This window comes from Pseudomonas sp. YA1, assembly GCF_058680555.1.
Genome location: NZ_JBZWBG010000005.1, coordinates 240,090 through 262,109, shown reverse-complemented (window position 1 = coordinate 262,109; position 22,020 = coordinate 240,090). Strand labels below are relative to the sequence as shown.

At 66.2% G+C, this 22,020-nt stretch carries 23 protein-coding genes and 1 pseudogene; 13 read left to right on the top strand and 11 right to left on the bottom strand.

Translation table 11 applies throughout. The annotated features are described in order from the left end of the window. From AC4OR5_RS09245 to AC4OR5_RS09195, 11 genes and pseudogenes are all read left to right on the top strand, one after another. Complete coding sequence (locus AC4OR5_RS09245; RefSeq protein ID WP_003110866.1) at positions 1-627, top strand: ubiquinone biosynthesis accessory factor UbiJ; 627 nt, start codon at positions 1-3, stop codon at positions 625-627. Beyond that, a complete protein-coding gene (gene ubiB / locus AC4OR5_RS09240) occupies positions 624-2,225 on the top strand; it encodes a ubiquinone biosynthesis regulatory protein kinase UbiB (RefSeq protein WP_003095885.1) in 1,602 nt (533 codons plus the stop codon). The genes AC4OR5_RS09245 and ubiB overlap by 4 nt, the downstream gene beginning before the upstream one ends. A 115-nt stretch (positions 2,226-2,340) precedes the next feature. Further along, positions 2,341-2,745, top strand: coding sequence for a phosphoribosyl-AMP cyclohydrolase (gene hisI, locus AC4OR5_RS09235; protein WP_003095888.1), 405 nt, complete (start codon positions 2,341-2,343; stop codon positions 2,743-2,745). Then, positions 2,738-3,073, top strand: coding sequence for a phosphoribosyl-ATP diphosphatase (locus AC4OR5_RS09230; RefSeq protein WP_003103458.1), 336 nt, complete (start codon positions 2,738-2,740; stop codon positions 3,071-3,073). Before hisI ends, AC4OR5_RS09230 begins: the two co-directional genes overlap by 8 nt. Before the next feature lie 25 nt (positions 3,074-3,098). After that, on the top strand, positions 3,099-3,347 hold the full coding sequence (locus AC4OR5_RS09225; protein ID WP_003095893.1) for a twin-arginine translocase TatA/TatE family subunit: 249 nt from the start codon (positions 3,099-3,101) through the stop codon (positions 3,345-3,347). A gap of 13 nt (positions 3,348-3,360) precedes the next feature. After that, positions 3,361-3,786, top strand: a complete 426-nt coding sequence (gene tatB / locus AC4OR5_RS09220; RefSeq protein WP_023126744.1) for a Sec-independent protein translocase protein TatB — start codon at positions 3,361-3,363, stop codon at positions 3,784-3,786. Next, on the top strand, positions 3,783-4,586 hold the full coding sequence (gene tatC, locus AC4OR5_RS09215) for a twin-arginine translocase subunit TatC (protein ID WP_003095896.1): 804 nt from the start codon (positions 3,783-3,785) through the stop codon (positions 4,584-4,586). The genes tatB and tatC overlap by 4 nt, the downstream gene beginning before the upstream one ends. Beyond that, entirely contained in the window at positions 4,583-5,290 is a 708-nt protein-coding gene (locus AC4OR5_RS09210) for a 16S rRNA (uracil(1498)-N(3))-methyltransferase (RefSeq protein ID WP_003095898.1), read from the top strand. Before tatC ends, AC4OR5_RS09210 begins: the two co-directional genes overlap by 4 nt. Before the next feature lie 166 nt (positions 5,291-5,456). Continuing rightward, positions 5,457-6,590 (top strand): annotated as a pseudogene (mcpK, locus tag AC4OR5_RS09205) (methyl-accepting chemotaxis protein McpK); the annotation flags it as partial. Further along, on the top strand, positions 6,573-7,445 hold the full coding sequence (locus AC4OR5_RS09200; protein WP_404936159.1) for a methyl-accepting chemotaxis protein: 873 nt from the start codon (positions 6,573-6,575) through the stop codon (positions 7,443-7,445). The pseudogene mcpK and the gene AC4OR5_RS09200, both read left to right, overlap by 18 nt. Positions 7,446-7,554: 109 nt before the next feature. Then, on the top strand, positions 7,555-8,016 hold the full coding sequence (locus tag AC4OR5_RS09195; protein WP_003135810.1) for a UPF0158 family protein: 462 nt from the start codon (positions 7,555-7,557) through the stop codon (positions 8,014-8,016). 7 nt (positions 8,017-8,023) lie between these two features. Here AC4OR5_RS09195 and AC4OR5_RS09190 read toward each other — a convergent pair whose 3' ends face one another. The 7 genes from AC4OR5_RS09190 to pip all read right to left on the bottom strand — a co-directional run bounded on the left by AC4OR5_RS09190 (position 8,024) and on the right by pip (position 16,834). Continuing rightward, positions 8,024-8,758, bottom strand: a complete 735-nt coding sequence (locus tag AC4OR5_RS09190) for an amino acid ABC transporter ATP-binding protein (protein WP_023107309.1) — start codon at positions 8,756-8,758, stop codon at positions 8,024-8,026. Continuing rightward, on the bottom strand, positions 8,751-9,713 hold the full coding sequence (locus AC4OR5_RS09185) for an amino acid ABC transporter permease (protein WP_003103450.1): 963 nt from the start codon (positions 9,711-9,713) through the stop codon (positions 8,751-8,753). Before AC4OR5_RS09185 ends, AC4OR5_RS09190 begins: the two co-directional genes overlap by 8 nt. Before the next feature lie 65 nt (positions 9,714-9,778). After that, positions 9,779-10,579 (bottom strand): transporter substrate-binding domain-containing protein, encoded by an 801-nt coding sequence (locus tag AC4OR5_RS09180; RefSeq protein WP_003095910.1) that lies wholly within the window; start codon positions 10,577-10,579, stop codon positions 9,779-9,781. A gap of 237 nt (positions 10,580-10,816) precedes the next feature. Continuing rightward, positions 10,817-13,402, bottom strand: coding sequence for a glucans biosynthesis glucosyltransferase MdoH (mdoH, locus tag AC4OR5_RS09175; RefSeq protein WP_003135824.1), 2,586 nt, complete (start codon positions 13,400-13,402; stop codon positions 10,817-10,819). Further along, positions 13,395-14,972, bottom strand: coding sequence for a glucan biosynthesis protein G (locus AC4OR5_RS09170; RefSeq protein WP_009314403.1), 1,578 nt, complete (start codon positions 14,970-14,972; stop codon positions 13,395-13,397). Before AC4OR5_RS09170 ends, mdoH begins: the two co-directional genes overlap by 8 nt. Positions 14,973-15,428: 456 nt before the next feature. Continuing rightward, a complete protein-coding gene (gene dtd, locus AC4OR5_RS09165) occupies positions 15,429-15,866 on the bottom strand; it encodes a D-aminoacyl-tRNA deacylase (protein ID WP_003095916.1) in 438 nt (145 codons plus the stop codon). After that, complete coding sequence (gene pip, locus AC4OR5_RS09160; RefSeq protein WP_003095918.1) at positions 15,863-16,834, bottom strand: prolyl aminopeptidase; 972 nt, start codon at positions 16,832-16,834, stop codon at positions 15,863-15,865. Before pip ends, dtd begins: the two co-directional genes overlap by 4 nt. A gap of 180 nt (positions 16,835-17,014) precedes the next feature. Here pip and AC4OR5_RS09155 point away from each other — a divergent pair, with 180 nt between their 5' ends. Then, entirely contained in the window at positions 17,015-17,491 is a 477-nt protein-coding gene (locus tag AC4OR5_RS09155) for an NUDIX domain-containing protein (RefSeq protein WP_052157061.1), read from the top strand. 4 nt (positions 17,492-17,495) lie between these two features. Here the strand turns inward: AC4OR5_RS09155 and AC4OR5_RS09150 are convergent, their stop codons facing one another. The 3 genes from AC4OR5_RS09150 to AC4OR5_RS09140 are packed head-to-tail and all read right to left on the bottom strand — an operon-like array spanning position 17,496 to position 20,063. Continuing rightward, positions 17,496-18,395, bottom strand: coding sequence for a transporter substrate-binding domain-containing protein (locus AC4OR5_RS09150; RefSeq protein ID WP_003095923.1), 900 nt, complete (start codon positions 18,393-18,395; stop codon positions 17,496-17,498). 42 nt (positions 18,396-18,437) lie between these two features. Then, entirely contained in the window at positions 18,438-18,788 is a 351-nt protein-coding gene (locus AC4OR5_RS09145) for a RidA family protein (protein ID WP_003095925.1), read from the bottom strand. Between the two features lie 24 nt (positions 18,789-18,812). Beyond that, positions 18,813-20,063 carry a D-amino acid dehydrogenase gene (locus AC4OR5_RS09140; RefSeq protein ID WP_058161051.1) on the bottom strand — a complete coding sequence of 417 codons (1,251 nt, stop codon included), beginning with the start codon at positions 20,061-20,063 and terminating at the stop codon, positions 18,813-18,815. A gap of 64 nt (positions 20,064-20,127) precedes the next feature. On the opposite strand from AC4OR5_RS09140, the gene AC4OR5_RS09135 reads away from it, so the two are divergent. Continuing rightward, on the top strand, positions 20,128-21,084 hold the full coding sequence (locus tag AC4OR5_RS09135; protein ID WP_003121218.1) for a LysR family transcriptional regulator: 957 nt from the start codon (positions 20,128-20,130) through the stop codon (positions 21,082-21,084). Between the two features lie 62 nt (positions 21,085-21,146). Here AC4OR5_RS09135 and AC4OR5_RS09130 read toward each other — a convergent pair whose 3' ends face one another. After that, entirely contained in the window at positions 21,147-22,016 is an 870-nt protein-coding gene (locus AC4OR5_RS09130) for a tetratricopeptide repeat protein (RefSeq protein WP_071536226.1), read from the bottom strand. Between the last annotated feature and the right edge of the window lie 4 nt (positions 22,017-22,020).

Here is a 22,020-nt window from a genome sequence, read left to right as displayed (position 1 = left end):
ATGAGCTCGCTGCTGATCCAGGCCGTGCTGGCCGCCGCCGAAACCGGCATCAATCGCGTCCTGCGCCTCGACGGGACAGCGCTGCCGCGCCTGCGCAGGCTTTCCACCAAGGTCATCGAGGTCGACTGCCTGAGCCCGCCGCTGCGGGTCTTCATCCTGCCCGCCGGCGACGGCCTGCACTTCGCCGCGCAGCATGAGGCGGAGGTCGACTGCACCTTGCGTGCGCCGGCCGGCAACCTCCTGCACCTGGCCCTGGCGCGCGACAAGACCCGCGTCCTGCACAGCCCGGAAGTCAGCATGGACGGCGACAGCGCGGCCCTGCTGGAACTGGCCGGCATCCTGCAGAGCCTGGAGCTGGACTGGGAGTACGAACTGTCGCGCTGGCTCGGCCCGCTCGCCACCCAGGTGCTCGGCAGCGGCCTGCGCGACGCTTCGCGCTGGAGCGCGCAGAGCCTGCACAGCCTGCGCCTGAACCTGGCCGACTACCTTGCCGAGGAAAGCCGTACGCTGGTCGGCCAGCACGAAGCCGAAGCCCGCTTCGCCGAACTGGACCAGCTGAAGCTGGCCCTCGATCGTCTCGACGCGCGCGTCGGACGCCTCAGCCAAAAGACCAAGCCCGACGCATGAAGCTCCTCGCTGTCCGCCGCCTCCTGCGCATCCAGCGCGTCGTCATCCGCTACCGCCTGGACGACCTGATCCTCGAACTGCCGATGCTGCCCTGGTGGCTGCGCCTGCTCGGTGCCACCCTGCCCTGGCGCTGGCTGCCGCGGCGCAAGCTGGAACTGACCCGCGGCGCGCGCCTGCGCCTGGCGCTGCAGGACCTCGGACCGATCTTCATCAAGTTCGGCCAGATTCTCTCCACCCGCCGCGACCTGCTGCCCGACGACATCGCCAACGAACTGGCCTGGCTGCAGGACAAGGTGCCGCCCTTCCCGCCGGAGCTGGCGGTCAAGCGCATCGAGGAACAACTGGGCGCGAAGATCGAACAGGTCTTCGCCCGCTTCGAACGCGAACCGCTGGCCTCCGCCTCGGTGGCCCAGGTCCACGCCGCGCGCCTGAAGAGCGGCGAGGAAGTGGTGGTGAAGGTGATCCGGCCGAACCTGGAACCAGTGATCCGCTCCGACATCGCCTGGCTGTTCATCCTCGCCCGCCTCGCCGAGCGGGTCTCCAGCGAGGCGCGGCGCCTGCACCCGGTGGAAGTGGTCAGCGACTACGAGAAGACCATCGTCGACGAACTCGACCTGCTCCGCGAGGCAGCCAACGCCTCGCAGCTGCGGCGCAACTTCGAAGGCTCGCCGCTGCTCTACGTGCCACAGGTCTACTGGGACTGGTGCCGGCCCAAGGTGCTGGTGATGGAGCGCATCTACGGCATCCCGGTGACCGACCTGGAAACCCTGCGCGACCAGCGCACCGACTTCAAGGCACTGGCCGAGCGCGGCGTGGAGATCTTCTTCACCCAGGTGTTCCGCGACAGCTTCTTCCATGCCGACATGCACCCCGGCAACATCTTCGTCAGCACCCGCGCGCCCTGGAGCCCGCAATACATCGCGGTGGACTGCGGCATCGTCGGCAGCCTGACCGACGAGGACCAGGACTACCTGGCGCGCAACCTGATCGCCTTCTTCAAGCGCGACTACCGCAAGGTCGCCCAACTGCATATCGACTCCGGCTGGGTCCCGGCGGAAACCAAGGTCAACGACTTCGAGGCGGCGATCCGTACCGTCTGCGAACCGATCTTCGAGAAGCCGCTGAAGGACATCTCCTTCGGCCAGGTCCTGCTGCGCCTGTTCCAGACCGCGCGTCGTTTCAACATGGAGATCCAGCCGCAACTGGTGCTGCTGCAGAAGACCCTGCTGAACATCGAAGGCCTCGGCCGCCAGCTCTACCCGGAACTCGACCTGTGGGCCACCGCCCAGCCGTTCCTGGAGCGTTGGATGCGCGAACGGGTCAGCCCGAAGCAGTTGCTGCGCAATTTCCAGCAACAGGTCGAGCAGGTGCCGCACCTGTCGCAAATGGCCCGCGACACCCTCGAACGCCTGTCACAACCGCACGCCCACAATGCGCCGCCGCCGGAGTGGAAAGGTTCCCGCCACGACTGGCTCGGGCGCCTGGTGGGCGCGGTGCTGCTGGTCGGCGCCGCCGAGGTCGGCCTGGGTCAGCAGCTGGAAGCCTGGCCGGCGTGGGTGATGCTGGCCGGCGGGGTGTTCCTGATCCTGCGCCGCTAGCGCCGCGCACGGCCACTAGGCCCGCGCCGATAGCCAGTCGCGCTCCCGGCTGGCACACTACTCCCATTTCCGCCGGAAACGCACGCAACGTACCGGCAACGAACGTGGAAAGACCATGAAAGACTGGCTGGATGAGATTCACTGGAACGCCGACGGCCTGGTCCCGGCGATCGCCCAGGATCACGAGACCGGGCGCGTGCTGATGATGGCCTGGATGAACCGCGAGGCGCTGGCCCTGACCGCCAGCGAGAACCGTGCAATCTATTGGTCGCGTTCGCGTGGCAAGCTGTGGCGCAAGGGCGAGGAGTCCGGGCATGTGCAGAAGCTGCACGAACTGCGCCTGGACTGCGACGCCGACGTGGTCATCCTGATGGTCGAGCAGGTCGGCGGGATCGCCTGCCATACCGGCCGGGAAAGCTGTTTCTACCGCGTCTTCGAGAACGGCGCCTGGAAGACCGTCGATCCGGTGCTGAAGGACCCGGACGCTATCTACGAACACGCAGGACACCACCATGAGTGACACCCTGACCCGTCTGGCGGCGGTGCTCGAGGAGCGCAAGAACGCCGCGCCCGACAGCTCCTACGTGGCCAGTCTGTACCACAAGGGCCTGAACAAGATCCTGGAGAAGGTCGGCGAGGAGTCGGTGGAAACCATCATCGCCGCCAAGGATGCCGCGGCCAGCGGCGACTGCCAGGACCTGATCTACGAAACCGCCGACCTCTGGTTCCACTCGCTGGTGATGCTCTCGGCCCTCGGCCAGCATCCGCAAGCCGTGCTGGACGAACTGGAGCGCCGCTTCGGCCTTTCCGGCCACGCCGAGAAAGCCGCCCGCCAACCATCGGCCTGAACCTACACATTGCGAGGAATACGACATGGGCATTTTTGACTGGAAACACTGGATCGTCATCCTGATCGTCGTGGTACTGGTGTTCGGCACCAAGCGCCTGAAGAACCTCGGTTCCGACGTCGGCGAAGCGATCAAGGGCTTCCGCAAGGCGGTGAACACCGAGGAAGACGACAAGAAGGACCAGCCCGCCGCCCAGCCGGCCCAACCGCTGAACCAGCCGCACACCATCGACGCCCAGGCGCAGAAGGTCGAAGAGCCGGCGCGCAAGGACTGACGGGTAGCCATCGATGTTCGGAATCAGCTTCAGCGAACTGTTGCTGGTCGGGCTGGTCGCCCTGCTGGTGCTCGGCCCCGAGCGCCTGCCGGGCGCCGCACGTACCGCCGGCCTGTGGATCGGCCGCCTGAAGCGCAGTTTCAATACCATCAAGCAGGAAGTGGAACGGGAAATCGGTGCGGACGAGATCCGCCGGCAACTGCACAACGAGCACATCCTCTCGATGGAGCGCGAAGCGCAGAAGCTGCTGGCCCCGCTGACCGGCCAGAATCCCCCGCAGGAAACCCCGCCGCCGGCGGCCGAGAACCCGGCGCCGAGCGTACCCACGCCGCCGCCGACCAGCACGCCTGCGGTTCCGCCCGCGGACGCCGCGGCACCGCCGGCAGTCGCTGCCTCCACTCCCCCTTCGCCACCGTCCGAGACGCCGCGTAATCCATGAGCGCCGATAAACCCGAGCAGCCCGAGCACGACCAGGAAATGCCCCTGGTCTCGCACCTGACCGAACTGCGTACGCGCCTGCTGCGCAGCGTGGCGGCGATCTTCCTGATCTTCGCCGGCCTGTTCTACTTCTCGCAGAAGATCTACACCCTGGTCTCCGAGCCGTTGCGCCGCTTCCTTCCGGAAGGCACCAGCATGATCGCCACCGACGTCGCCTCGCCGTTCCTCGCGCCGTTCAAGCTGACCATGGTGGTGGCGCTGTTCCTCGCCATGCCGGTGATCCTCGCGCAGGTCTGGGGCTTCATCGCGCCCGGCCTGTACAAGCACGAGAAGCGCGTGGCGCTGCCGCTGCTGGTGTCCAGCATCATCCTGTTCTACGCCGGGATGGCCTTCGCCTACTTCCTGGTGTTCCCGATGATCTTCCACTTCTTCGCCAGCGTGACGCCCGAGGGCGTGGCGATGATGACGGACATCAACAGCTACCTGGACTTCGTCCTGACCCTGTTCTTCGCCTTCGGCGTCGCCTTCGAGATCCCGGTGGCCACGGTGCTGCTGATCTGGATCGGGGTGGTCGACGTCGAGTACCTGAAGAAGATCCGCCCGTACGTGATCATCGGCTGCTTCGTGGTCGGCATGGTCCTGACCCCGCCGGACATCTTCTCCCAGACCATGCTCGCGGTGCCGATGTGGCTGCTGTTCGAGATCGGCCTGCTGTTCGGCCGCCTGGTACGCAAGCGCGGCGAGCATCCGGACGACCAACCGGCCAGCGACGGCGACCAGCCTCCGGCCACCCGCCAGTGAACCTGCTGCTCCTCGACGACGCCGACTTCGTGTCGGCGGATCGTGCGGTCCTGCACGATCGCCGCCTCAAGCACCTGCACGAAGTGCACCGCGCCGAGAACGGCGACACCCTGCGGGTCGGCCGCCTCGGCGGCTGGATGGGCGAAGGCCGCCTGCTGAAGCTCGACGCCAGCGAGGCGACCCTGGAGGTGCGCTTCGACCAGCCGCCGCCGGCCAAACTGCCGATCACCCTGCTGCTGGCCTTGCCGCGACCGAAGATGCTCCGCCGGGTGTTGCAGACCATCGCCGCGATGGGCGTACCGAAGCTGGTGCTGCTGAACAGCTACCGCGTGGAAAAGAGCTTCTGGCAGACCCCGTTCCTCGACCCGGCGGCGATCCGCGAGAACCTGGTCCTCGGCCTGGAGCAGGCCCGCGATACGGTGCTGCCGGAAATCATCGTCGAGAAGCGCTTCAAACCCTTCGTCGAAGACCGCCTGCCGGCCCTGGCCGCCGGCAGCCTCGGCCTGGTCGGCCATCCCGGCCCCTGGCCGGCCTGTCCGCGCGCGGTGGAGAAGCCGGTGACCCTGGCGATCGGCCCGGAAGGCGGCTGGATTCCCTACGAGGTCGACAAGCTGCGCGAAGCCGGACTGCATCCGGTGCAGCTCGGCGAACGCATCCTGCGCGTGGAAACCGCGGTCAGCGCCTTGCTTGCGCGGTTGTTCTGAAAAAACTCCGGTAAAAGACTGAAGGTTTTCCCCGCCCGGCCGACATCCTCTGTCGCGCAGGGCTCCGCACGACAACCATACGACCTCGCCCGCCGGCCACGTACCGGCCCTCCGCGCCCGCACGCCGGACGCGACGACGCTGAGCCATTACCTGTTCCGCCACGCCATGGGGCTGCCAACCCAGGGTGTCGCACTGCCTGGAGTAATGACGATGTACGATTGGTGGGTTCTCCAACTGGCCAAGCTGAGCGTCAGCCGCAAGCTGATGGTCGGTTTCGGTGTCCTCCTCGCGCTGCTTCTGCTGGTGGTGATCAGCAGCAACCGCACCCTCACGCACCAGACCGCCCTCAGCGAGCAGCTCGCCGAAGTCGCCAGCCTGATGGAACAGGCCCAGCAAGCCGAACAAGGCCGCCTGGCATTCGAAGCCGGCAGCGACCCGCGCCAGGCCGAGCAGGTCCGCCAGACCCTGGCCGGGATGCTCCAGCGCCTGCAGGCGCTGCGCGACAGCGAGCTTGACCCGGCCGCCCTCGCCCACCAGGCCGAAGCCATCGAAGCCTACCGCAAGGCCTTCGACGACCTCGCCGCAGCCGATCAGCAACGCAGCGCCGCCCGTGGTGTGCTGGTGGGCACTGCACAGCAGGCGCTGGACAGCTTCGCCCGCCTCGAGGAACTGATGTACGCCAGCCTCGCGCAGCAGGCCGGCGACCCGCAGGCGTTGCAACGCAGCCGTGCGGTGGCCGACCTGCACCAACAGTTGCTCATGGTGCGTTACCAGGTGCGCGGCTACGTCTTCGAACGCAGCGACAAGGCCGAGCAGGCCGCGTTCGCCGCGTTCGACGCCCTCCGCCAGGCCGGCACGACGCTACGAGGCCAATTGCCCGGCGAGGCCGATGCGGCGCTGGAACAGGCCATGCGCAGCCTCCAGGGTTATCGTGGCGGCATCGAGCAGTTCCGTGCCGGCGTCGTCCGCACGCGCCAGGCGCAGCAAGCGATGCAAAGCAGCACCCAGGATATGGCCCGGGCCGGCCGGACCCTCACCGAAGCCGGTCGCCAATTGCGCGAGAGCACGGCCAGCCGCGACCGCGCCAGTCTCTGGCTGATCGCCGCGCTGGCCCTGGCCTTCGGCTGCGTCGCCGGCTGGGCGATCAACCGGCAGATCGTCCGGCCGCTGGACGAAGCCCTCGCGCAGGCCGAGGCCATCGCCGCCGGCGACCTCGGCAAGCGTCCGCAGAATCCCCTGACCCTCCAGCGCCGCGACGAACTGGGCCAGTTGCAGCGAGTCATGCAGCGCATGGGCGACAGCCTGCGCGAGCTGGTCGGGCGGATCGGCGACGGCGTCAGCCAGTTGGCCAGCTCCGCCGAGGAACTCTCGGCGGTCACCGAGCAGACCCGCGCCGGGGTCAACAGCCAGAAAGTGGAGACCGACCAGGTCGCCACCGCCATGCACGAGATGGCCGCCACCGTGCAGGACGTCGCGCGCAACGCCGAACTGGCTTCCCAGGCCGCTCGCCAGGCCGACGAAGAGGCGCGCCAGGGCGACGCGGTGGTCGACCAGGCGGTGACCCGCATCGAGCGCCTGGCTAGCGAAATGGACGTTTCCAGCGAAGCCATGGCGCGCCTGAAGAACGACAGCGAGCAGATCGGCAGCGTCCTCGACGTGATCAAGTCGGTGGCCGAGCAAACCAACCTGCTGGCGCTCAACGCAGCCATCGAAGCGGCACGCGCCGGCGACGCCGGACGCGGCTTCGCGGTGGTCGCCGACGAGGTCCGCGGCCTGGCCCAGCGCACCCAGCAGTCCACCGCCGAGATCGAGGGCCTGATCCAGCGTCTCCAGCAGGGCGCCGGCGAAGCCGCCGAACGCCTGGAGAACAGCCGCTCGCTGACCGCCAGCACGGTGGAACTGGCGCGCCGCGCCGGCGCCGCGCTGGACAGCATCACCCGCACCGTCTCCGACATCCAGAACATGAACCTGCAGATCGCCACTGCCGCGGAGCAACAGAGCACGGTGGCCGAGGAGATCAACCGCAGCGTCCTCAGCGTGCGCGACGTCGCCGAACAGTCGGCCGCCGCCAGCGAGCAGACCGCCGCCTCCAGCGGCGAGCTGGCGCGCCTGGGCACGCAGTTGCAGGCGCAGGTGGGACGCTTCCGCCTGTAACATCCCGAGAGGATCCTCCTTGCATCGGCAGCCCCTCCCGTCCATCGAAAGCGGACAGGAGGGGCACCTTTGCGTAGGATCAGGCTTTCGCCTTTTGGGAGATGACGCCATGCGCCCGATGACCATCGATATCGACGAACTGGCCTTCGCCCTGGATACCCCGGGAATCGACCACTACCTCGACCTGCACAGCGGCAAGGTGCTGCTGATCTCCGCCGAGGCGCCCGATCCCGAACTGGACGCATTGCTGGAAAACGAGCCGGAACGCCTGCTGCTGATCGACCCGCTGAGCACCACCCAGTCGCTGGGACTGATGCAGGATTTCCTCCGCGAGGTGGAAGAGCCGCACGCCTATGCGACGCTCGCCAACGCGCTGCAGAGCCGCAAGCCGTTCAAGGCCTTCAAGCACTCTCTGATGGAGTACCCGGAACTGTTGCAGGACTGGTACCGCTACCAGAACGAGCGCCTGCGCGAATGGGCGCTGGACTGGCTGGAGGACAACGATATCCAGCCGGCCGCGCGGCAGAGTCCGACGTCGCTCCTGCCGCCGCCGGGCAAGCCGTTCGCCTAGCGCGGTACTAGAGGACCTGGCGGAGGAAGGCCTGGGCCCGCGGGTCCTGCGGATTGTCGAAGAACTGCGCCGGCGGCGCGTCCTCCAGCAGCTTGCCGTGGTCGAAGAACAGCACGCGGTCGGCCACTTCGCGGGCAAAGCCCATCTCGTGGGTCACGCAGACCATGGTCATGCCTTCCACGGCCAGGGTCTTCATGACGTCGAGGACTTCGCCGACCATCTCCGGATCAAGCGCCGAGGTCGGTTCGTCGAACAGCATCACCTTGGGGTCCATGCACAACGCGCGAGCGATCGCCACGCGCTGCTGCTGGCCGCCGGACAGGCGCGAGGGATATTCGTCAGCCTTCTGCCCGATACCGACCTTGGCCAGCAGCGCCCGCGCCTTGGCCTCGCGCTCGGCCTTGCCGCGTTTGCGCACCACGCGCTGGGCCAGGCAGAGGTTCTCGAGCACGGTCATGTGCGGGAACAGGTTGAAATGCTGGAACACCATGCCGACTTCGCGGCGGTAGGCATTGATGTCGGTCCTCGGGTCGGCCAGGTCGACGCCGTCGATGCTCACCGAGCCTTCGTCGAACTCCTCCAGGCCGTTCAGGCAGCGCAGGAAGGTCGACTTGCCGGAACCGGACGGACCGATCACCACCAGCACCTCGCCCCTGGCCACGTGGGTACTCACGTCGTCCACCGCGCGCACTACCTGGCCGCGGGTATCGAAGACCTTCAGCAGGTTGCGTACTTCAATCACTTTGTCCGAGCCTCCGCTCCAGTCGGGATGCCATGTGCGAAAGGGGCAGGTTCAACAGCAGGTACAGCGCGGCGACGCAGAACCAGATCTCGAAGGTGGAGAACGAGGTGGTGATCGCCTCACGGCCGCTCTTGGTCAGTTCGGTGATGGCGATCACCGAGACCAGCGAGGTGTCCTTGACCAGGCTGATGAACTGCCCGGCCAGCGGCGGCAGCACGCGCTTGAAGGCCTGCGGCAGGATCACGTAGCGCATCGACTGGCCGGCGTTCAGGCCCAGGGAGCGGGCGGCCTCGTTCTGTCCGCGGGCGATGGACTGCACGCCGGCCCGAATGATCTCGGCCACGTAGGCGCCGGTGAACAGCGCCAGCGCCGCGACCCCGGCGAACTCGCGGGACAGGTTGAGCACGGTGCCGATGAAGAAGTAGAAGATGAAGATCTGCACCAGCAACGGCGTGCCGCGCACCAGCTCGACGTAGATCGTCGACAGGTCGTGCAGGGTCGGGTTTTTCGACAGCCGGCAGAGGCCGGCGACCAGGCCGATCGCCAAGCCGATGGCACCGGACACCAGCGATAGCCAGAGGGTGGTCCACAGGCCCCAGAGCAGTGGGCCGGCGGCCCAGTGGCGGGTCACCCCGACCGCGTCGCCCTCGGCCACGTCGTCGCCTTCGGAGAATTGCAGGCTGTCCTGGGCGACGGTCACGACCTGCTTCTCGCCGCTCTCGCCAAGCAGCGTGACGCGCGCGTCCCTGCCCTGTTCCTCGATAGCCTCGACCCGGCCGATCTCGTTGGCCCGCAACGGCTCCTCGGCCTGGTAGGCGAAGTACTGCGGAACGCGGTTCCAGCGCCATTCATAGGAAATCAGCGAGGTGGAGAACCACAGCGCCCAGGCCAGGACCAGCAGGATCAGCCCGGTCAGCAGGTGCCAGGGCCAGACGGAACGTTTCTTCTTGGTCACGGAAACTCTCTCGAACGATGGAATGCGCAGGTACGACGGCCCCCTTCGCGGGGGCCGTCAGCGGTTCATTCCATTTCCTTCAGCCACTCGGTGTTCTTGAACCACTTGTCGTGGATGCGCTGATAGGTGCCGTCTTCGCGGATCTGATGGAGGAAGTTGTTGATGAAATTGATGCTGTCGTAGTCGCCTTTCTTCAGGCCGAACGCCAGCGGCTCGTAGGTGAACGGCTGGTCGAGGTAGACCAGCTTGCCGGCGCCGAACTTGCTCACCGCCACCACGTTGTAGGGCGAGTCGTAGATGAAGGCGTCAGCCTTGCCGTTGACCACGTCCATCACCGCTTCCGGCTCGTTGTCGAAGCCGTGGTACTTGGCCTTGCTGATCAGCTTGCGGGCAACGATCTCACCGGTGGTGCCGATCTTCGAGGTGATGCTGTACTGCGGATCGTTCAGGTCCTTGTAGGACTTGATCTTGCCTTCCAGCTCCTTGCGCACCAGCAGGGTCTGGCCGACCACGATGAAGGGCTCGGAGAAGTTCAGGCGCAGGTTGCGCTCCTGGGTCAGGGTCATGCCCGAGCCGATCATGTCGAACTTGTCGGTCAGCAGCGCCGGAATGATGCCGTCGTAGCTGGTGGAGACCAGCTCCAGCTTGACGCCCATGGACTTGGCCATGGCCTTGAGCAGGTCGACTTCGAAGCCGATGATCTGGCCGCGCTTGTTGGTCATCTCGAACGGCATGTAGGTCGGGTCCATGCCGACCCGCAGGGTGCCGCGCTTGACCGCGTCCTCCACCGCGCCGGCCGCCTGGACCGAAGCCACGCCCACCAGGGCGCAGACGCCCAGAACCAATGAAGCAAGATACTTTTTCATTCCCCAATCCCCAGCAGTCTTAGAAACACAGTCGTCGAACGGATGCTCTCGTCGTGTCGCCGTCCCGGGCGGGCAGCAGGCCATGACCGGCTGCGCAAAAGGCGGCCGATAGTACCTCAGCTGGCGAACGATACGAGACTTTCTGGATTGCCGGCGCAGGGTAACAGCAGCGCCGCACGGGGAAAACAGGCAAGAAACAGACCATGCCCCCGGCGGCGTTCCGCCGGGGGCATGGGATCAGGACTGGGCGGCGGGCAGCAGGCCGGCGTCGCCGGGCACTACCTGGGCCAGCGGTACGCTGGCGGCGTGGGGGTCGTCCGCCTCGGCCTTGCGCCAGCGGCCGAGCCAGTCGTCGCGGTCCTCTTCCCAGACCCGCGTATGCAGGCGCGAAAGTGCTACCGGGTCACTCAACAGGGCCAGGCGCGTGGCGCCGTCGAGCTGTTCCGGGCCCTTCTCGATGGCCTTGCCGATACGCTCGCCGCGCACCGTCTCGATGGCTTGCGCACGGTTGTGGCGAGCCGTGCCCATGGCGCAGGCCAGGGCGTTGAGCAACGGATCGACGGCGGCCTTGAGGAAGCCATCCTTGAGTGCATGCCAGCGGTTCTCGTAGGTGTACTCGTCGGTGGCGCGCAGCTCGCGCGGCGTGTCGTACTCCTCCGGGATCAGGAACAGCTTTTCATCGCGGGCGCGCAGGCCCAGCTTCACCCGGCTGGAGATCACCGATACCGGGATAGACAGGATCAGCGAACCGACGATCGGCGACAGCCACCACAGGAAGCGCGGGTTGAGCCAGGCCACCAGCAGGGTCCAGGCGATACCCAATAGGGTCTGCATGCCGTGCCGGCGGATCGCCTCGCTCCAGGGCGTGGCGTCGTCGTCGCGCTGCGGCGAGTTCCACTGCACCGACCAGCCGAGGAAGGCGGCCAGCACGAAGCGGGTGTGGAAGAGCATTCGCACCGGCGCCAGCAGCACCGAGAAGAACATCTCCAGGAGCATGCTCAGGGTCACTCGGATCACCCCGCCGAAACCCTTGGCGCCCTTGGCCCAGATCAGCATTACGCTGAGCAGTTTGGGCAGGAACAACAGGGTCAGGGTGGTGGAGAACAACGCGATGGCCTTCTCCGGATGCCACTGCGGCCAGATCGGGAACAGCTGCCGCGGTTCCAGGAAGTACTGCGGCTCCATCAGTTGGTGCACCGCCAGCAGCGCGGTGGAAAGCACCAGGAAGAAGAACCACAACGGCGCCGACAGGTAGGACATGACCCCGGTGAGGAACACCGCGCGGTGCACTGGGTGCATGCCCTTGACCAGGAACAGGCGGAAGTTCATCAGGTTGCCGTGGCACCAGCGGCGGTCGCGCTTGAGTTCGTCGAGCAGGTTCGGCGGCAGTTCTTCGTAGCTGCCGTCGAGGTCGTAGGCGATCCACACACCCCAGCCGGCACGGCGCATCAGCGCAGCCTCGACGAAGTCGTGGGACAGGATCGCGCCGGCGAACGAGCCCTTGCCCGGCAACGGCGCCAGGGCGCAGTGGTCGATGAAGGGCTGCATGCGGATGATCGCGTTGTGGCCCCAGTAGTGCGACTCGCCGAGTTGCCAGAAGTGCAGGCCGGCGGTGAACAGCGGGCCGTAGACGCGGGTGGCGAACTGCTGCATGCGCGCATACAGGGTGTCCATGCCGGACGCCTTCGGCGCGGTCTGGATGATCCCCGCCTCAGGATTGGCCTCCATCAGGCGCACCAGCTTGGCCAGGCAGTCGCCGCTCATCACGCTGTCGGCGTCCATCACCACCATGTAGCGGTAGTCGCCGCCCCAGCGCCGGCAGAAGTCGTCGATGTTGCCGCTCTTGCGCTTCACCCGGCGCCGGCGGCGACGGTAGAAGATCTTGCCGAAGCCCTTGGTCTCGCGGCACAGCTCGAGCCAGGCCTGCTGCTCGGCGACGGCGATATCCGGGTCGTTGGTGTCGCTGAGGACGAAGAAGTCGAATCGTTCCATCTCGCCGGTGGCGGCCATCGACTCGACGGTCGCCCGCAGGCCGGCGAATACCCGCGGCACGTCTTCGTTGCAGATCGGCATGACGATCGCCGTGCGGGCGTCGGCGGCGATCGGCTCGCTGCCGGCGCTGCTGCCGGAGATCCGGTAGCGGTCGCGCCCGGTGAGCAGCTCCCAGAAGCCCATCAGCGCGGTCCAGAAGCCGGCCGAGACCCAGCAGAAGAGGATCGCGAAGAGCGCCAGGATGCCGAACTGGATGACATAGGGCAGCACCTGCTGGACGGTATCCAGCAGGCTCTGCTGGGCCAGTTCCTCCAGGTCGACGAAGGCCCAGCCCTGGTAGGGCAGGATGCCTTTCATGTAGTAGGTGGCGACCGAGGTCTGCGCCAGCATCAACAACAGCAGGATGAACCGGCGCAGCGAGCCGACCCGCTGCCAGCGGGCCCGCGGCAGGGCACGCTTGGGCTTGGGCGGGTTGCTGCGTCCGGTCAGCCGACGCCAGCCGCGCACCAGGATGTTGGTGCGCCAGGGCTCGGGAATCACCTTGGTACGGCGGATCGGCGGGGAAATCTTGAGGAAGGTGCGACCCTGGGCGTCGACGCCGAACATCTCGGCGTCGTCCAGCTCAGGGGTGCCCAGCTGCAGGCGGGCGCGTACCGAGGCCAGGGCGGGATCGCCCCCGGCATCGGCAGCGGCGCCTTCCGCTCCCGCCAGGCGAGCGTGCAGCTCGGAGAAGGAAGCGGACTCGCCAAGCCGCTCCCGCTCCTCTTCCGCCAGGGGAAGATGAGCGAGGTAGTCGGCCAGCGGTGCTTTCGTAGTGGATGGGTTATTCATCGGCAGGCAGCTGATAGCTCCAGGTTTCGCTCAGTGGCTTCTGCGCCTCGTCGACCAGCGCCGCGCGCATTTCCACCGGCTTCTTCGGATCCTTGACCTTGATCCGCAGCGTCAGGCGCCAGCCTTTCAGGACCGGGTTGTAACGCAGGCTGTTCTCCACCACCTCGGCGTTGCTGTCGGTGCTGACCTGGGTGGTCACCGGCGCGTCCGGCGCCAGGTCCTTCAGGGCCGGCCCTTCGAAGTCGACGACCAGGGCGGTGCTGCCGTCCTGCTGGCGGATCAGGTTCTTCTGCTTCACGTCGCCGACCGAGCGCATGGTCTGCTTGACCCAGGAGGATTTCGGGTCGTGCAACTCGTCTTCATTCATGGTCCAGTGCAGGCGGTAGGCGAAGTCCAGCGGCTTTCCGACCTCAGGCTGGGTCTCGGGGTTCCAGAACGCGACGATATTGTCGTTGGTTTCGTCCGGGGTCGGGATTTCCACCAGTTCCACGGTGCCCTTGCCCCAGTCGCCCTTCGGCTCGATCCAGGCGCTCGGACGCAGGTCGTAGCGGTCGTCCAGGTCTTCGTAGCGGGAGAACTCGCGGCCGCGCTGGAGCAGGCCGAAGCCTTTCGGGTTCTCCACGCTGAAGGTGCTCACCGACAGGTGCTTCGGATTGTTCAGCGGACGCCACAGCCACTCGCCGTTGCCGGCATGGATCTGCAGACCGCTGGAGTCATGCAGCTCGGGCCGGAAGTTGTGCTGCTCGGACGGCTGGTTGGAGCCGAACAGGTACATGCTGGTCAGCGGCGCCAGGCCCAGTTTGCTGACCTTGTCGCGGAGGAACACGCGGGCCTGGACATCCATCACCGCATCCTTGCCCGGACGCAGCACGAAGCGGTAGGCGCCGGTGGCCCGCGGCGAGTCGAGCAGGGCGTAGATCACCAGTTGCTTGTCCTGCGCCTTCGGCCGCTCGATCCAGAATTCGCGGAAGCGCGGGAACTCTTCGCCCGAAGGCAGCGCGGTATCGATCGCTAGGCCGCGCGCCGACAGACCGTAGACCTGGCCCTTGCCGACCACGCGGAAGTAGCTCGCGCCAAGGAAGGTGGCGATCTCGTCCTGCTTGTCGGCCTTGTTGATCGGATAGAGCACGCGGAAACCGGCATAGCCGAGATCCTTGGTGGCATTCTCGTCGAACTTCAGGGATCCGAAATCGAATTTGGTGCGATCGTACTTGATCGGCTTGACCGTGGTAGCGGTCACCTCGTTGATCTTCACCGGCGTGTCGAAGTGCATGCCCTGGTGATAGAAGCTCAGCTTGAACGGCGTCTTCAGCTTGCCCCAGTAGGCGCGCTCGTTGATGAAACGGATCTGCTGGTAATCGGCGAATTTCATTTCGCTGAATTCCGATGGCAGGTTGCTGGTCGGCGCGGAATACTTGTCGCCGGCCAGGTCCTTGGCCTTGCTCGCCACGTCGTCGATGCTGAACGCCCATACCGGGGCGGCGACGAATGCCAGCGCAGTCGAGCCGGCAAGCAGCAGGGTGCGCACGCGGGCGCGGAAATCGGTGTTTGAAACGGAACGGAAAATCACGAGGCCCCCTCGTCCGTGAACATGAATTACTGAAGACGCCCTGACCGTTCAGGGGTCTCCGACGGCACCGGAGTGCCGGTCGAACATGGTTTCGCCACATTCGCTGCCAAACCCGATAGATAGCCAGATTTGGCGCGATCTGACAAAAAGAATGCCTGTTTCCAGTCATTCGCGTTACGTGCACCGGGCCTGGAAAACCAGGGGGCATGCCGCTCGTCGGCTAGCGACCCCAGAGGTTCCGACCCTGCCCGGGCGGAATGATTCCCGTCCATTGGGTTGCAGGACGCCCCGCCCGGCATCGGGATGCCGGCCGGCCTGTCCTGTACAGCATGAAATCGGCGTGCGGATGATGCACCGAGGTTGTGACAAAAGGCCATGTATCTGTCACAAAAATTCACCGTTCCGGCCCCGCCATCCCTCCCTGAAGCACCTTGGGGACATTCCCCTCGACGCCGATCAACTCTCCAGCAGGAAGGTCACCGGCCCGTCGTTGACCAGGTGCACCTGCATGTCGGCGCCGAAACGCCCGGTCGCCACCTGCGGATAGGCCTCCCGCGCCAGTTTCACCAGGTGCTCGAACACCGTCTCTCCTTGCGCCGGCGGCGCCGCGCTGGAGAAGCTCGGACGCAGTCCGCTGCGGGTGTTCGCCGCCAGGGTGAATTGCGAGACCAGCAGCAAGCCGCCCTGCACGTCCAGCAAGGACCGGTTCATCTTGCCCTCGTCGTCGCCGAACACCCTGTAGTTGAGCAGCTTGTGCAGCATCTTCGCCGCGCAACGCTCGCCATCCTCGGGCTCGACCCCGACCAGCACCAGCAGGCCGCGATCGATGGAGCCGACGATTTCGCCGCCAACCTCCACCCGCGCCGCGCCGACGCGCTGCAGCAATGCCTTCATTCGGCCTCCGGCGGCAGGTCGAGCAGTCGCCGGCCGATCTCGTTGGTGGCGCGCACCAGCGCATCGACTATCCCCGGCTCGCTGGCGGTGTGCCCGGCGTCGCGGATGATCTGCAGTTCGCTGTTCGGCCAGGCCTGGTGCAGGGCCCAGGCATTGTCCAGCGGACAGATGGCGTCGTAGCGGCCATGCACGATCACGCCAGGCAGATGGGCGATGCGGTGCATGTCCTCGAGCAACTGGTTGGGCCTGAGGAAGCCCTGGTTGACGAAGAAGTGGTTCTCGATGCGCGAGATCGACAGCGCCCTGCCCGGCTCGGTGAAGCGGTCCACCACCATGGGGTTGGGGCGCAGCGTGGCGGTGCGGCCCTCCCAGGTCGACCAGGCCTTGGCGGCGTGCATCTGGGCGATCTGGTCGCTACCGGTCAGGCGCTTGTGGAAGGCCGCCAGCAGGTCGCCGCGCTCTTCCGGCGGGATCGGCGCGACATAGTCTTCCCAATAGTCGGGGAACAGGCGGCTGGCGCCTTCCTGGTAGAACCAGTGGATGTCCTGCGGACGGCAGAGGAAGATGCCGCGCAGGATCAGCGCATGGACCCGCTCGGGATGGGTCTGCGCGTAGGCCAGCGACAGGGTCGAGCCCCAGGAACCGCCGAACAGCACCCACTTCTCGATACCCAGGTGCTCGCGCAGGCGCTCCATGTCCGCCACCAGCTCCCAGGTGCTGTTCTTCTCCAGGCTGGCGTGGGGCGTGGAACGGCCGCAACCGCGCTGGTCGAAGGTGACGATACGGTAGAGGTTGGGATCGAAGAAGCGACGCGACAGGGCATCGCAACCGGAGCCGGGGCCGCCGTGGACGAAGACGACCGGCAGTCCGTCCGGCGAACCACTTTCGTCGGCATACAGCACATGCGGTTCGTCGACGGCCAGCTCGTGGCGAGCGTAGGGTTTAATTTCCGGATACAGAACTAGCATGATGCGCTCCCGAGGCGATGTGTTCGGCCCCCGGCGCAAACGTCGACAGCGGGCCCGTCCTTTGCTCTGCCGCGCATGATACTTCGGCGCCGGGAAAAAAACCGAGCGGCTTTCATGTCCGCCCCGGTAGACAGGAAACCATCAATCCAAGCAACGGCGCCTGGCGCCGGGAGAGCGAGCATGGCCGAGGCCTTGCGACACCGTATCCGCGCCGCCGGCCTGCTGGTGGTGGAGCAACGCATCCTGCTGGTCCGCCACGAGGTCGGCGGCGACATCTACTGGATTCCGCCCGGCGGCGGCTTCGAGTCGGAATGCGACGAATCGACGAAGGATACCGTCCGGCGCGAGTTTTTCGAGGAGACCGGCCTGCGGGTGGACGTCGGCCCGCTGGTCTACGTGCGCGAATTCGCCGAACCCGCCGCCGGGCGCTTCCACATGGAACTGTTCTACCGCATCGACGCCTGGCGTGGCGAGCCGACCCTGGCCAACCTGAAGGGCCTGGGCGGCGACGAGTTCGATATCCGCGAGATCGGCTGGATCGCCCGCGACGAACTGCCTGGCCTGCCGTCCTTCTATCCAGCCGAACTGGCCGACGACGTCTGGTCGCGCCTGGACGCGCCGACGCCGTCGATCCGCCACCTTGGCCTGCAGCGCTAGACGCTCACTGCACCGGATCGCTGGTGGGGTTCTCGAGGATCGCCTTCAGCTCCGCGGTCATGGGGAACTCCAGGTTCAACCCCTTGGGCGGGATCGGCTGCTGGAACCAGCGCTGGTAGATGCCCTGTATCTCGCCCGAGCGATACAGCCCGGCCAGGGTCTCGTTGACCAGGGCAAGGAACTGCGGGTCGTCCTTGCGCACCATGCAGCTGTAGATCTCCCGCGATTGCGGCTCGCCGACCACCACCCAGTCGTGCGGCTGGCGCGCCTTGGCGCGTTCGCCGTAGAGCAGCGCATCGTCCATGTAGAAGGCCACCGCGCGACCCGATTGCAGCATCTGGAAGGCTTCGCCGTGGTCCTTGGCGCTGACCACGTTCATCCCCAGCTTGTGTTCAGCGTTGTAGTTCTTCAGGTAGCGCTCGTTGGTGGTGCCGGCGGTGGTCACCACGTTCTTGCCCTTGAGGTCGTCGAAGTGGGCGATGCCGCTGTCCTTGCGGGTCAGCAACTGGCCCTTGACGTAGATGAAGCCGTAGGAGAACGCCACCTGTTTCTGCCGCTCGGCGGTGACCCCGGTGGAGCCGCACTCCAGGTCGACGGTGCCGTTCTGCACCAGCGGGATGCGAGTCTGCGAAGTGACCAGGTTGTACTTCACCTTGAGTTCCGGCTTGCCGAGGGTGCTTTTGAGCCGCTCCACCACCTTGCCGGCCAGTTCCACCGAATAGCCCATGGGCTGGCCGCTGTTATCGCCAAGGTAGGAGAAAGGCACCGAGGCATCGCGATAACCCAGGGTTATCGTGCCGTTGTCGGCAACCTTCTTCAGGGTGCCGCTGAGTTCCTCGGCCTGCGCGGCGCCGATGGCGAGCGACAGGGAGAGTGCGAGGGTGCTGGATACAAGGGTTTTCATCGGAGGTTCTGCCTCTTTTTTCTTATGGCTATGGAAAGTAAGTCAGCCCCTGGCCGCCACCACGGTGATCTCCACCAGCACCGACGGACGCGCCAGCTCCGCCTGGACGGTGGTCCGGCTGGGTGCCTGGCCGGTCGGCAACCACTGGGTCCAGACCTCGTTCAGGGCGGCGAAATCGCGGGCGATGTCCTTCAGGTAGATGGTCGCGCTGAGGATACGCTCCTTGCGCGACCCGGCCTCGGCCAGCAGCGCGTCGATCTTCGCCAGCACCTCGCGGGTCTGGCCATGGATATCCTCGGCCTGGCCCGGCACCTGGCCGGAAAGAAATACCAGGGCGTCGAAGCAGACCGCGGCGGACAGGCGGTCGTTGGTGGCGATACGGGTCGGTTCCATGGGAGTGCTCCAGTCGAGGGGGGATCAGCCAGCCAGCGCGCCGCGCGGCAGCAGGCCAGTGGTATCGATGCTCGGCGGGCGGCGGCCGATCTGCTCGGCCAGCAGGCGCCCGCTGCCGCAGGCCAGGGTGAAGCCGAGCGCGCCGTGGCCGAGGTTGAGCCAGAGGTTGCGGTAGCCGCCGTTGCCCACCAGCGGTACCCCGGTGGGCGTGGCCGGGCGCATGCCGGCCCATTCGACGGCGGCGTCGAAATCGCCGCCCTGCGGGAACGTGTCCCGCGCCTGCTGGCGCAGCAGTGCCAGGCGCGCGGGCTCGAGGCCGGGGTCGAAGCCGACGATGTCGACCATCGCGGCGATCCGCAGCCGCTCGCCGATCCGCGCGTAGACGATCTTGCGGTCGTAATCGGTGATGCTGGTATCCGGCGCGCGGTGCTGCGCGCCGACCGGCAGGGTCAGGCTATAGCCCTTGAGCGGGTATAGCGGCAGGCGCAGGCCCGGCAGCATCAATTCGGCGCTGCGGTAGCCGGCGGCCAGCACCACATGATCGGCCTCGATGAGATCGCCGCCGACCTCGACGCCACGCACCGCCGCGCCGCCCTCGACGATCTTCGTCACCCTGCGGCCATGCAGTTGCCGGCAATGTCCGGAAGCCTGCAGGCGCTCGGCAAGTTGCACGCAGAAGGCATGGCAGTCGGCGACCTCCTCGTCCGGCGTGTGGATGCCGCCGACGAAGGGCGCGGCGGACAGGGCCGGCTCCAGCGCGAGGCACTCGGCGGCGGTCAGGACGAATTGCGCCGAAGGATCGGCCAGGCCCTGGCGGGCCCTCGTAAAGCTGGCCGGTTGGCGAAACGCCACCAGCTTGCCGTTGCGCCGCCAGTCGAAGCCATCGAGGCCATCCTCCTCGCGCCAGGCCTGCAGGGTGCGCTGGCTGAGCAATGCCAGGCGCAGCAGGTGCGCGGCATTGCGGCGGTTCAGCGAGCCGCGGCAGGCCGCGAGGAAGCCCAGCAGCCAGCGCCACTGCGCCGGATCAAGGCGCGGCCGCAGGCGCAACGGCGCATCGTTGCGCAGCAGCCAGCCGAGCGCCTGGGCCGGCACGCCGCTGTCGGCCAATGGCGCCACGTAGCGATAGGACAACTGCCCGCCATTGGCGTAGCTGGTTTCCAGCCCGCCCCGCTCGCGCGCTTCCACCAGGGTCACGTCGAATCCTTCGCGAACCAGGGCGTAGGCCGTGGCCAGGCCGACCACGCCGGCGCCGATGATGCAAACCCGCTGAGCCATGACAATCGTTATCCAGGTGTTTTCCAGGGCTTCGACGATAGGTGCGGATGACAGCGGTAGGACAATGAATAAAGATGGCCAGGGTATAAATCCAGGTTATGGGATCGCGCCGATGAAGCTCCGCCATATCGAAGTGTTCCAGGCGATCCGCCAGGCTGGCTCGGTCAGCGGCGCCGCACAGTTGCTGCATGTGTCCCAACCGGCGGTGAGCAAGGTCCTGCAGCACGCCGAGCAGCAACTGGGCTTCCCGCTGTTCTTGCGAGTGCGCGGCAAGCTGCTGGCGACTCCGGAAGCGCTGGAACTGGAGCGAGAAGTGGCCAAGCTCAGCGATAGCCTGCAGGCCGTGCGGCGCCTGGCGCAGAACCTGCGGCGCCAGCCGGGCCACAGCCTGCGCATCGGCGCCACCCCGGCCCTGGCGCTGTCGCTGCTGCCGCGGGCGATCGGCGAATGGAGCGCGCGCTATCCGCAGAGCGGCTGCGAACTGGCCACCTTGCATTCGCGCGAGCTGGTGCAGGGCCTGCTGATGCGCGAACTGGACCTAGCCCTGAGCCTGAAGCAGCCGGAACACCCCGGCCTGCGCGGCGAAGCCATCGCCAGCGGCGTATTGGTGGCCCTGGCGCCGCGCGAACACTGGCCCGAAGCGGAACGCCGGCAGCCGCTGAGCCTGGCCGGGCTGGCCGGCGAAGCGCTGATCGGGCTGTCCACCGCCGACCCGCTGTTCGCCCGCCTGGAGGATTACCTCAGCGCCGTGGAGCCACCGCCACAGGTGAAGATCGCCGTGCAGACCTACGCCCTCGCCCGCGCCCTGGTGGAGGCTGGGGCGGGCCTGGCGCTGGTCGATCCCTTCACCGCCCTCGGCGCCGACCCGCACAGCACCGCGATCCGCCCATTGAGCCCGGCCTTCCCGGTCACCCTCTACGCCATCACCCGCGCCGACGAAACCCCGCCGCACACCCTCGCTCCGCTGTTGCGGATGCTCGCCCGCCAGGCCGAGGAGCGTTTGCGGGCCGTGCAGATGTAGCATTTGCCGCCTGGCCTGCCGCTGGAAACCTTGGACGTCGTTCTGGCCCACGCCTCGCGTACTTACCGCTCCGGCTTCCAGTCTGGGTGGTCCGCGTCGTAGCCCTGGGTGGGATGAGGAGGCAGAGGATAGTCCTCTATCAGATTGGGGAAACGTAAGTCGGGGTCAGCTTCAAGCTTTTTGTAGATTGAATAATACGCTTCTCGCAACTTTTCGTCGGGGGCGTACCACATTGCACTTGCAGGGGGAGTCTCACTTCCGAAGACTCGTGATAGGAAAAAAGCCGCACTCTTGCCCCCCTGAGAGACTGACACCTGATAATAAACAAGTGCCTTTGGGAAATTGTGTTCTACTATCTTGTAATACGCCCCCAGCTCATAACTAGCCGGCGCATAACCCTGACTAGCAGCACAGTGAGTATACGCCAACCCCAAATCCTTTTTTTTGGCCACATATATATAAAGCTTACCTAGTTCAGTTAGTGCCGGCGGATTTCCTAGGCTAGCAGCCTTATCAAGAAAAGTAAGTCCGTCAGTTGCAGGGTTTTTAACCCCGGCGCGATTTCCAATCATTGCTCCCATATCATAGAACCCCTGAGGCACATCCAGATCTATCATCTTTTGATAGAGATCCAATGCCTTCTGCGTATCTTTTTCTACTCCTCCGGGCCACCCTGTACGATAAAGATTCGCCAAGTTGTGCATGGCCTTCCAGTGGCCGCGCTCGGCCGCCTTGCTGTACAACCCGACGATACGAGGCCACGGACGCAAGGTATCGGGCTTGGCCAGGGTCGCCGCTTCGCGATACCAAGCATCGGCCTGCGGGTCCAGAGGGGGTAGATGGTCCTTTTCGTTAACGCAGACAAAAGGCTTGCTGTCAGCCATAGCGGGAACTGCCGCGAGACAAAGTACAGCCCATATTCCAATAGCCATTAGC

Bases quoted from the DNA above. Each gene is read 5' to 3' on its own strand.
- AC4OR5_RS09245 (WP_003110866.1), top strand. From the start codon at position 1: ATGAGCTCGCTGCTGATCCAGGCCGTGCTGGCCGCCGCCGAAACCGGC.
- ubiB (WP_003095885.1), top strand. From the start codon at position 624: ATGAAGCTCCTCGCTGTCCGCCGCCTCCTGCGCATCCAGCGCGTCGTC.
- hisI (WP_003095888.1), top strand. From the start codon at position 2,341: ATGAAAGACTGGCTGGATGAGATTCACTGGAACGCCGACGGCCTGGTC.
- AC4OR5_RS09230 (WP_003103458.1), top strand. From the start codon at position 2,738: ATGAGTGACACCCTGACCCGTCTGGCGGCGGTGCTCGAGGAGCGCAAG.
- AC4OR5_RS09225 (WP_003095893.1), top strand. From the start codon at position 3,099: ATGGGCATTTTTGACTGGAAACACTGGATCGTCATCCTGATCGTCGTG.
- tatB (WP_023126744.1), top strand. From the start codon at position 3,361: ATGTTCGGAATCAGCTTCAGCGAACTGTTGCTGGTCGGGCTGGTCGCC.
- tatC (WP_003095896.1), top strand. From the start codon at position 3,783: ATGAGCGCCGATAAACCCGAGCAGCCCGAGCACGACCAGGAAATGCCC.
- AC4OR5_RS09200 (WP_404936159.1), top strand. From the start codon at position 6,573: ATGCAGCGCATGGGCGACAGCCTGCGCGAGCTGGTCGGGCGGATCGGC.
- AC4OR5_RS09195 (WP_003135810.1), top strand. From the start codon at position 7,555: ATGCGCCCGATGACCATCGATATCGACGAACTGGCCTTCGCCCTGGAT.
- AC4OR5_RS09180 (WP_003095910.1), bottom strand. From the start codon at position 10,579: ATGAAAAAGTATCTTGCTTCATTGGTTCTGGGCGTCTGCGCCCTGGTG.
- mdoH (WP_003135824.1), bottom strand. From the start codon at position 13,402: ATGAATAACCCATCCACTACGAAAGCACCGCTGGCCGACTACCTCGCT.
- dtd (WP_003095916.1), bottom strand. From the start codon at position 15,866: ATGAAGGCATTGCTGCAGCGCGTCGGCGCGGCGCGGGTGGAGGTTGGC.
- pip (WP_003095918.1), bottom strand. From the start codon at position 16,834: ATGCTAGTTCTGTATCCGGAAATTAAACCCTACGCTCGCCACGAGCTG.
- AC4OR5_RS09155 (WP_052157061.1), top strand. From the start codon at position 17,015: ATGGCCGAGGCCTTGCGACACCGTATCCGCGCCGCCGGCCTGCTGGTG.
- AC4OR5_RS09150 (WP_003095923.1), bottom strand. From the start codon at position 18,395: ATGAAAACCCTTGTATCCAGCACCCTCGCACTCTCCCTGTCGCTCGCC.
- AC4OR5_RS09145 (WP_003095925.1), bottom strand. From the start codon at position 18,788: ATGGAACCGACCCGTATCGCCACCAACGACCGCCTGTCCGCCGCGGTC.
- AC4OR5_RS09140 (WP_058161051.1), bottom strand. From the start codon at position 20,063: ATGGCTCAGCGGGTTTGCATCATCGGCGCCGGCGTGGTCGGCCTGGCC.
- AC4OR5_RS09135 (WP_003121218.1), top strand. From the start codon at position 20,128: ATGAATAAAGATGGCCAGGGTATAAATCCAGGTTATGGGATCGCGCCG.
- AC4OR5_RS09130 (WP_071536226.1), bottom strand. From the start codon at position 22,016: ATGGCTATTGGAATATGGGCTGTACTTTGTCTCGCGGCAGTTCCCGCT.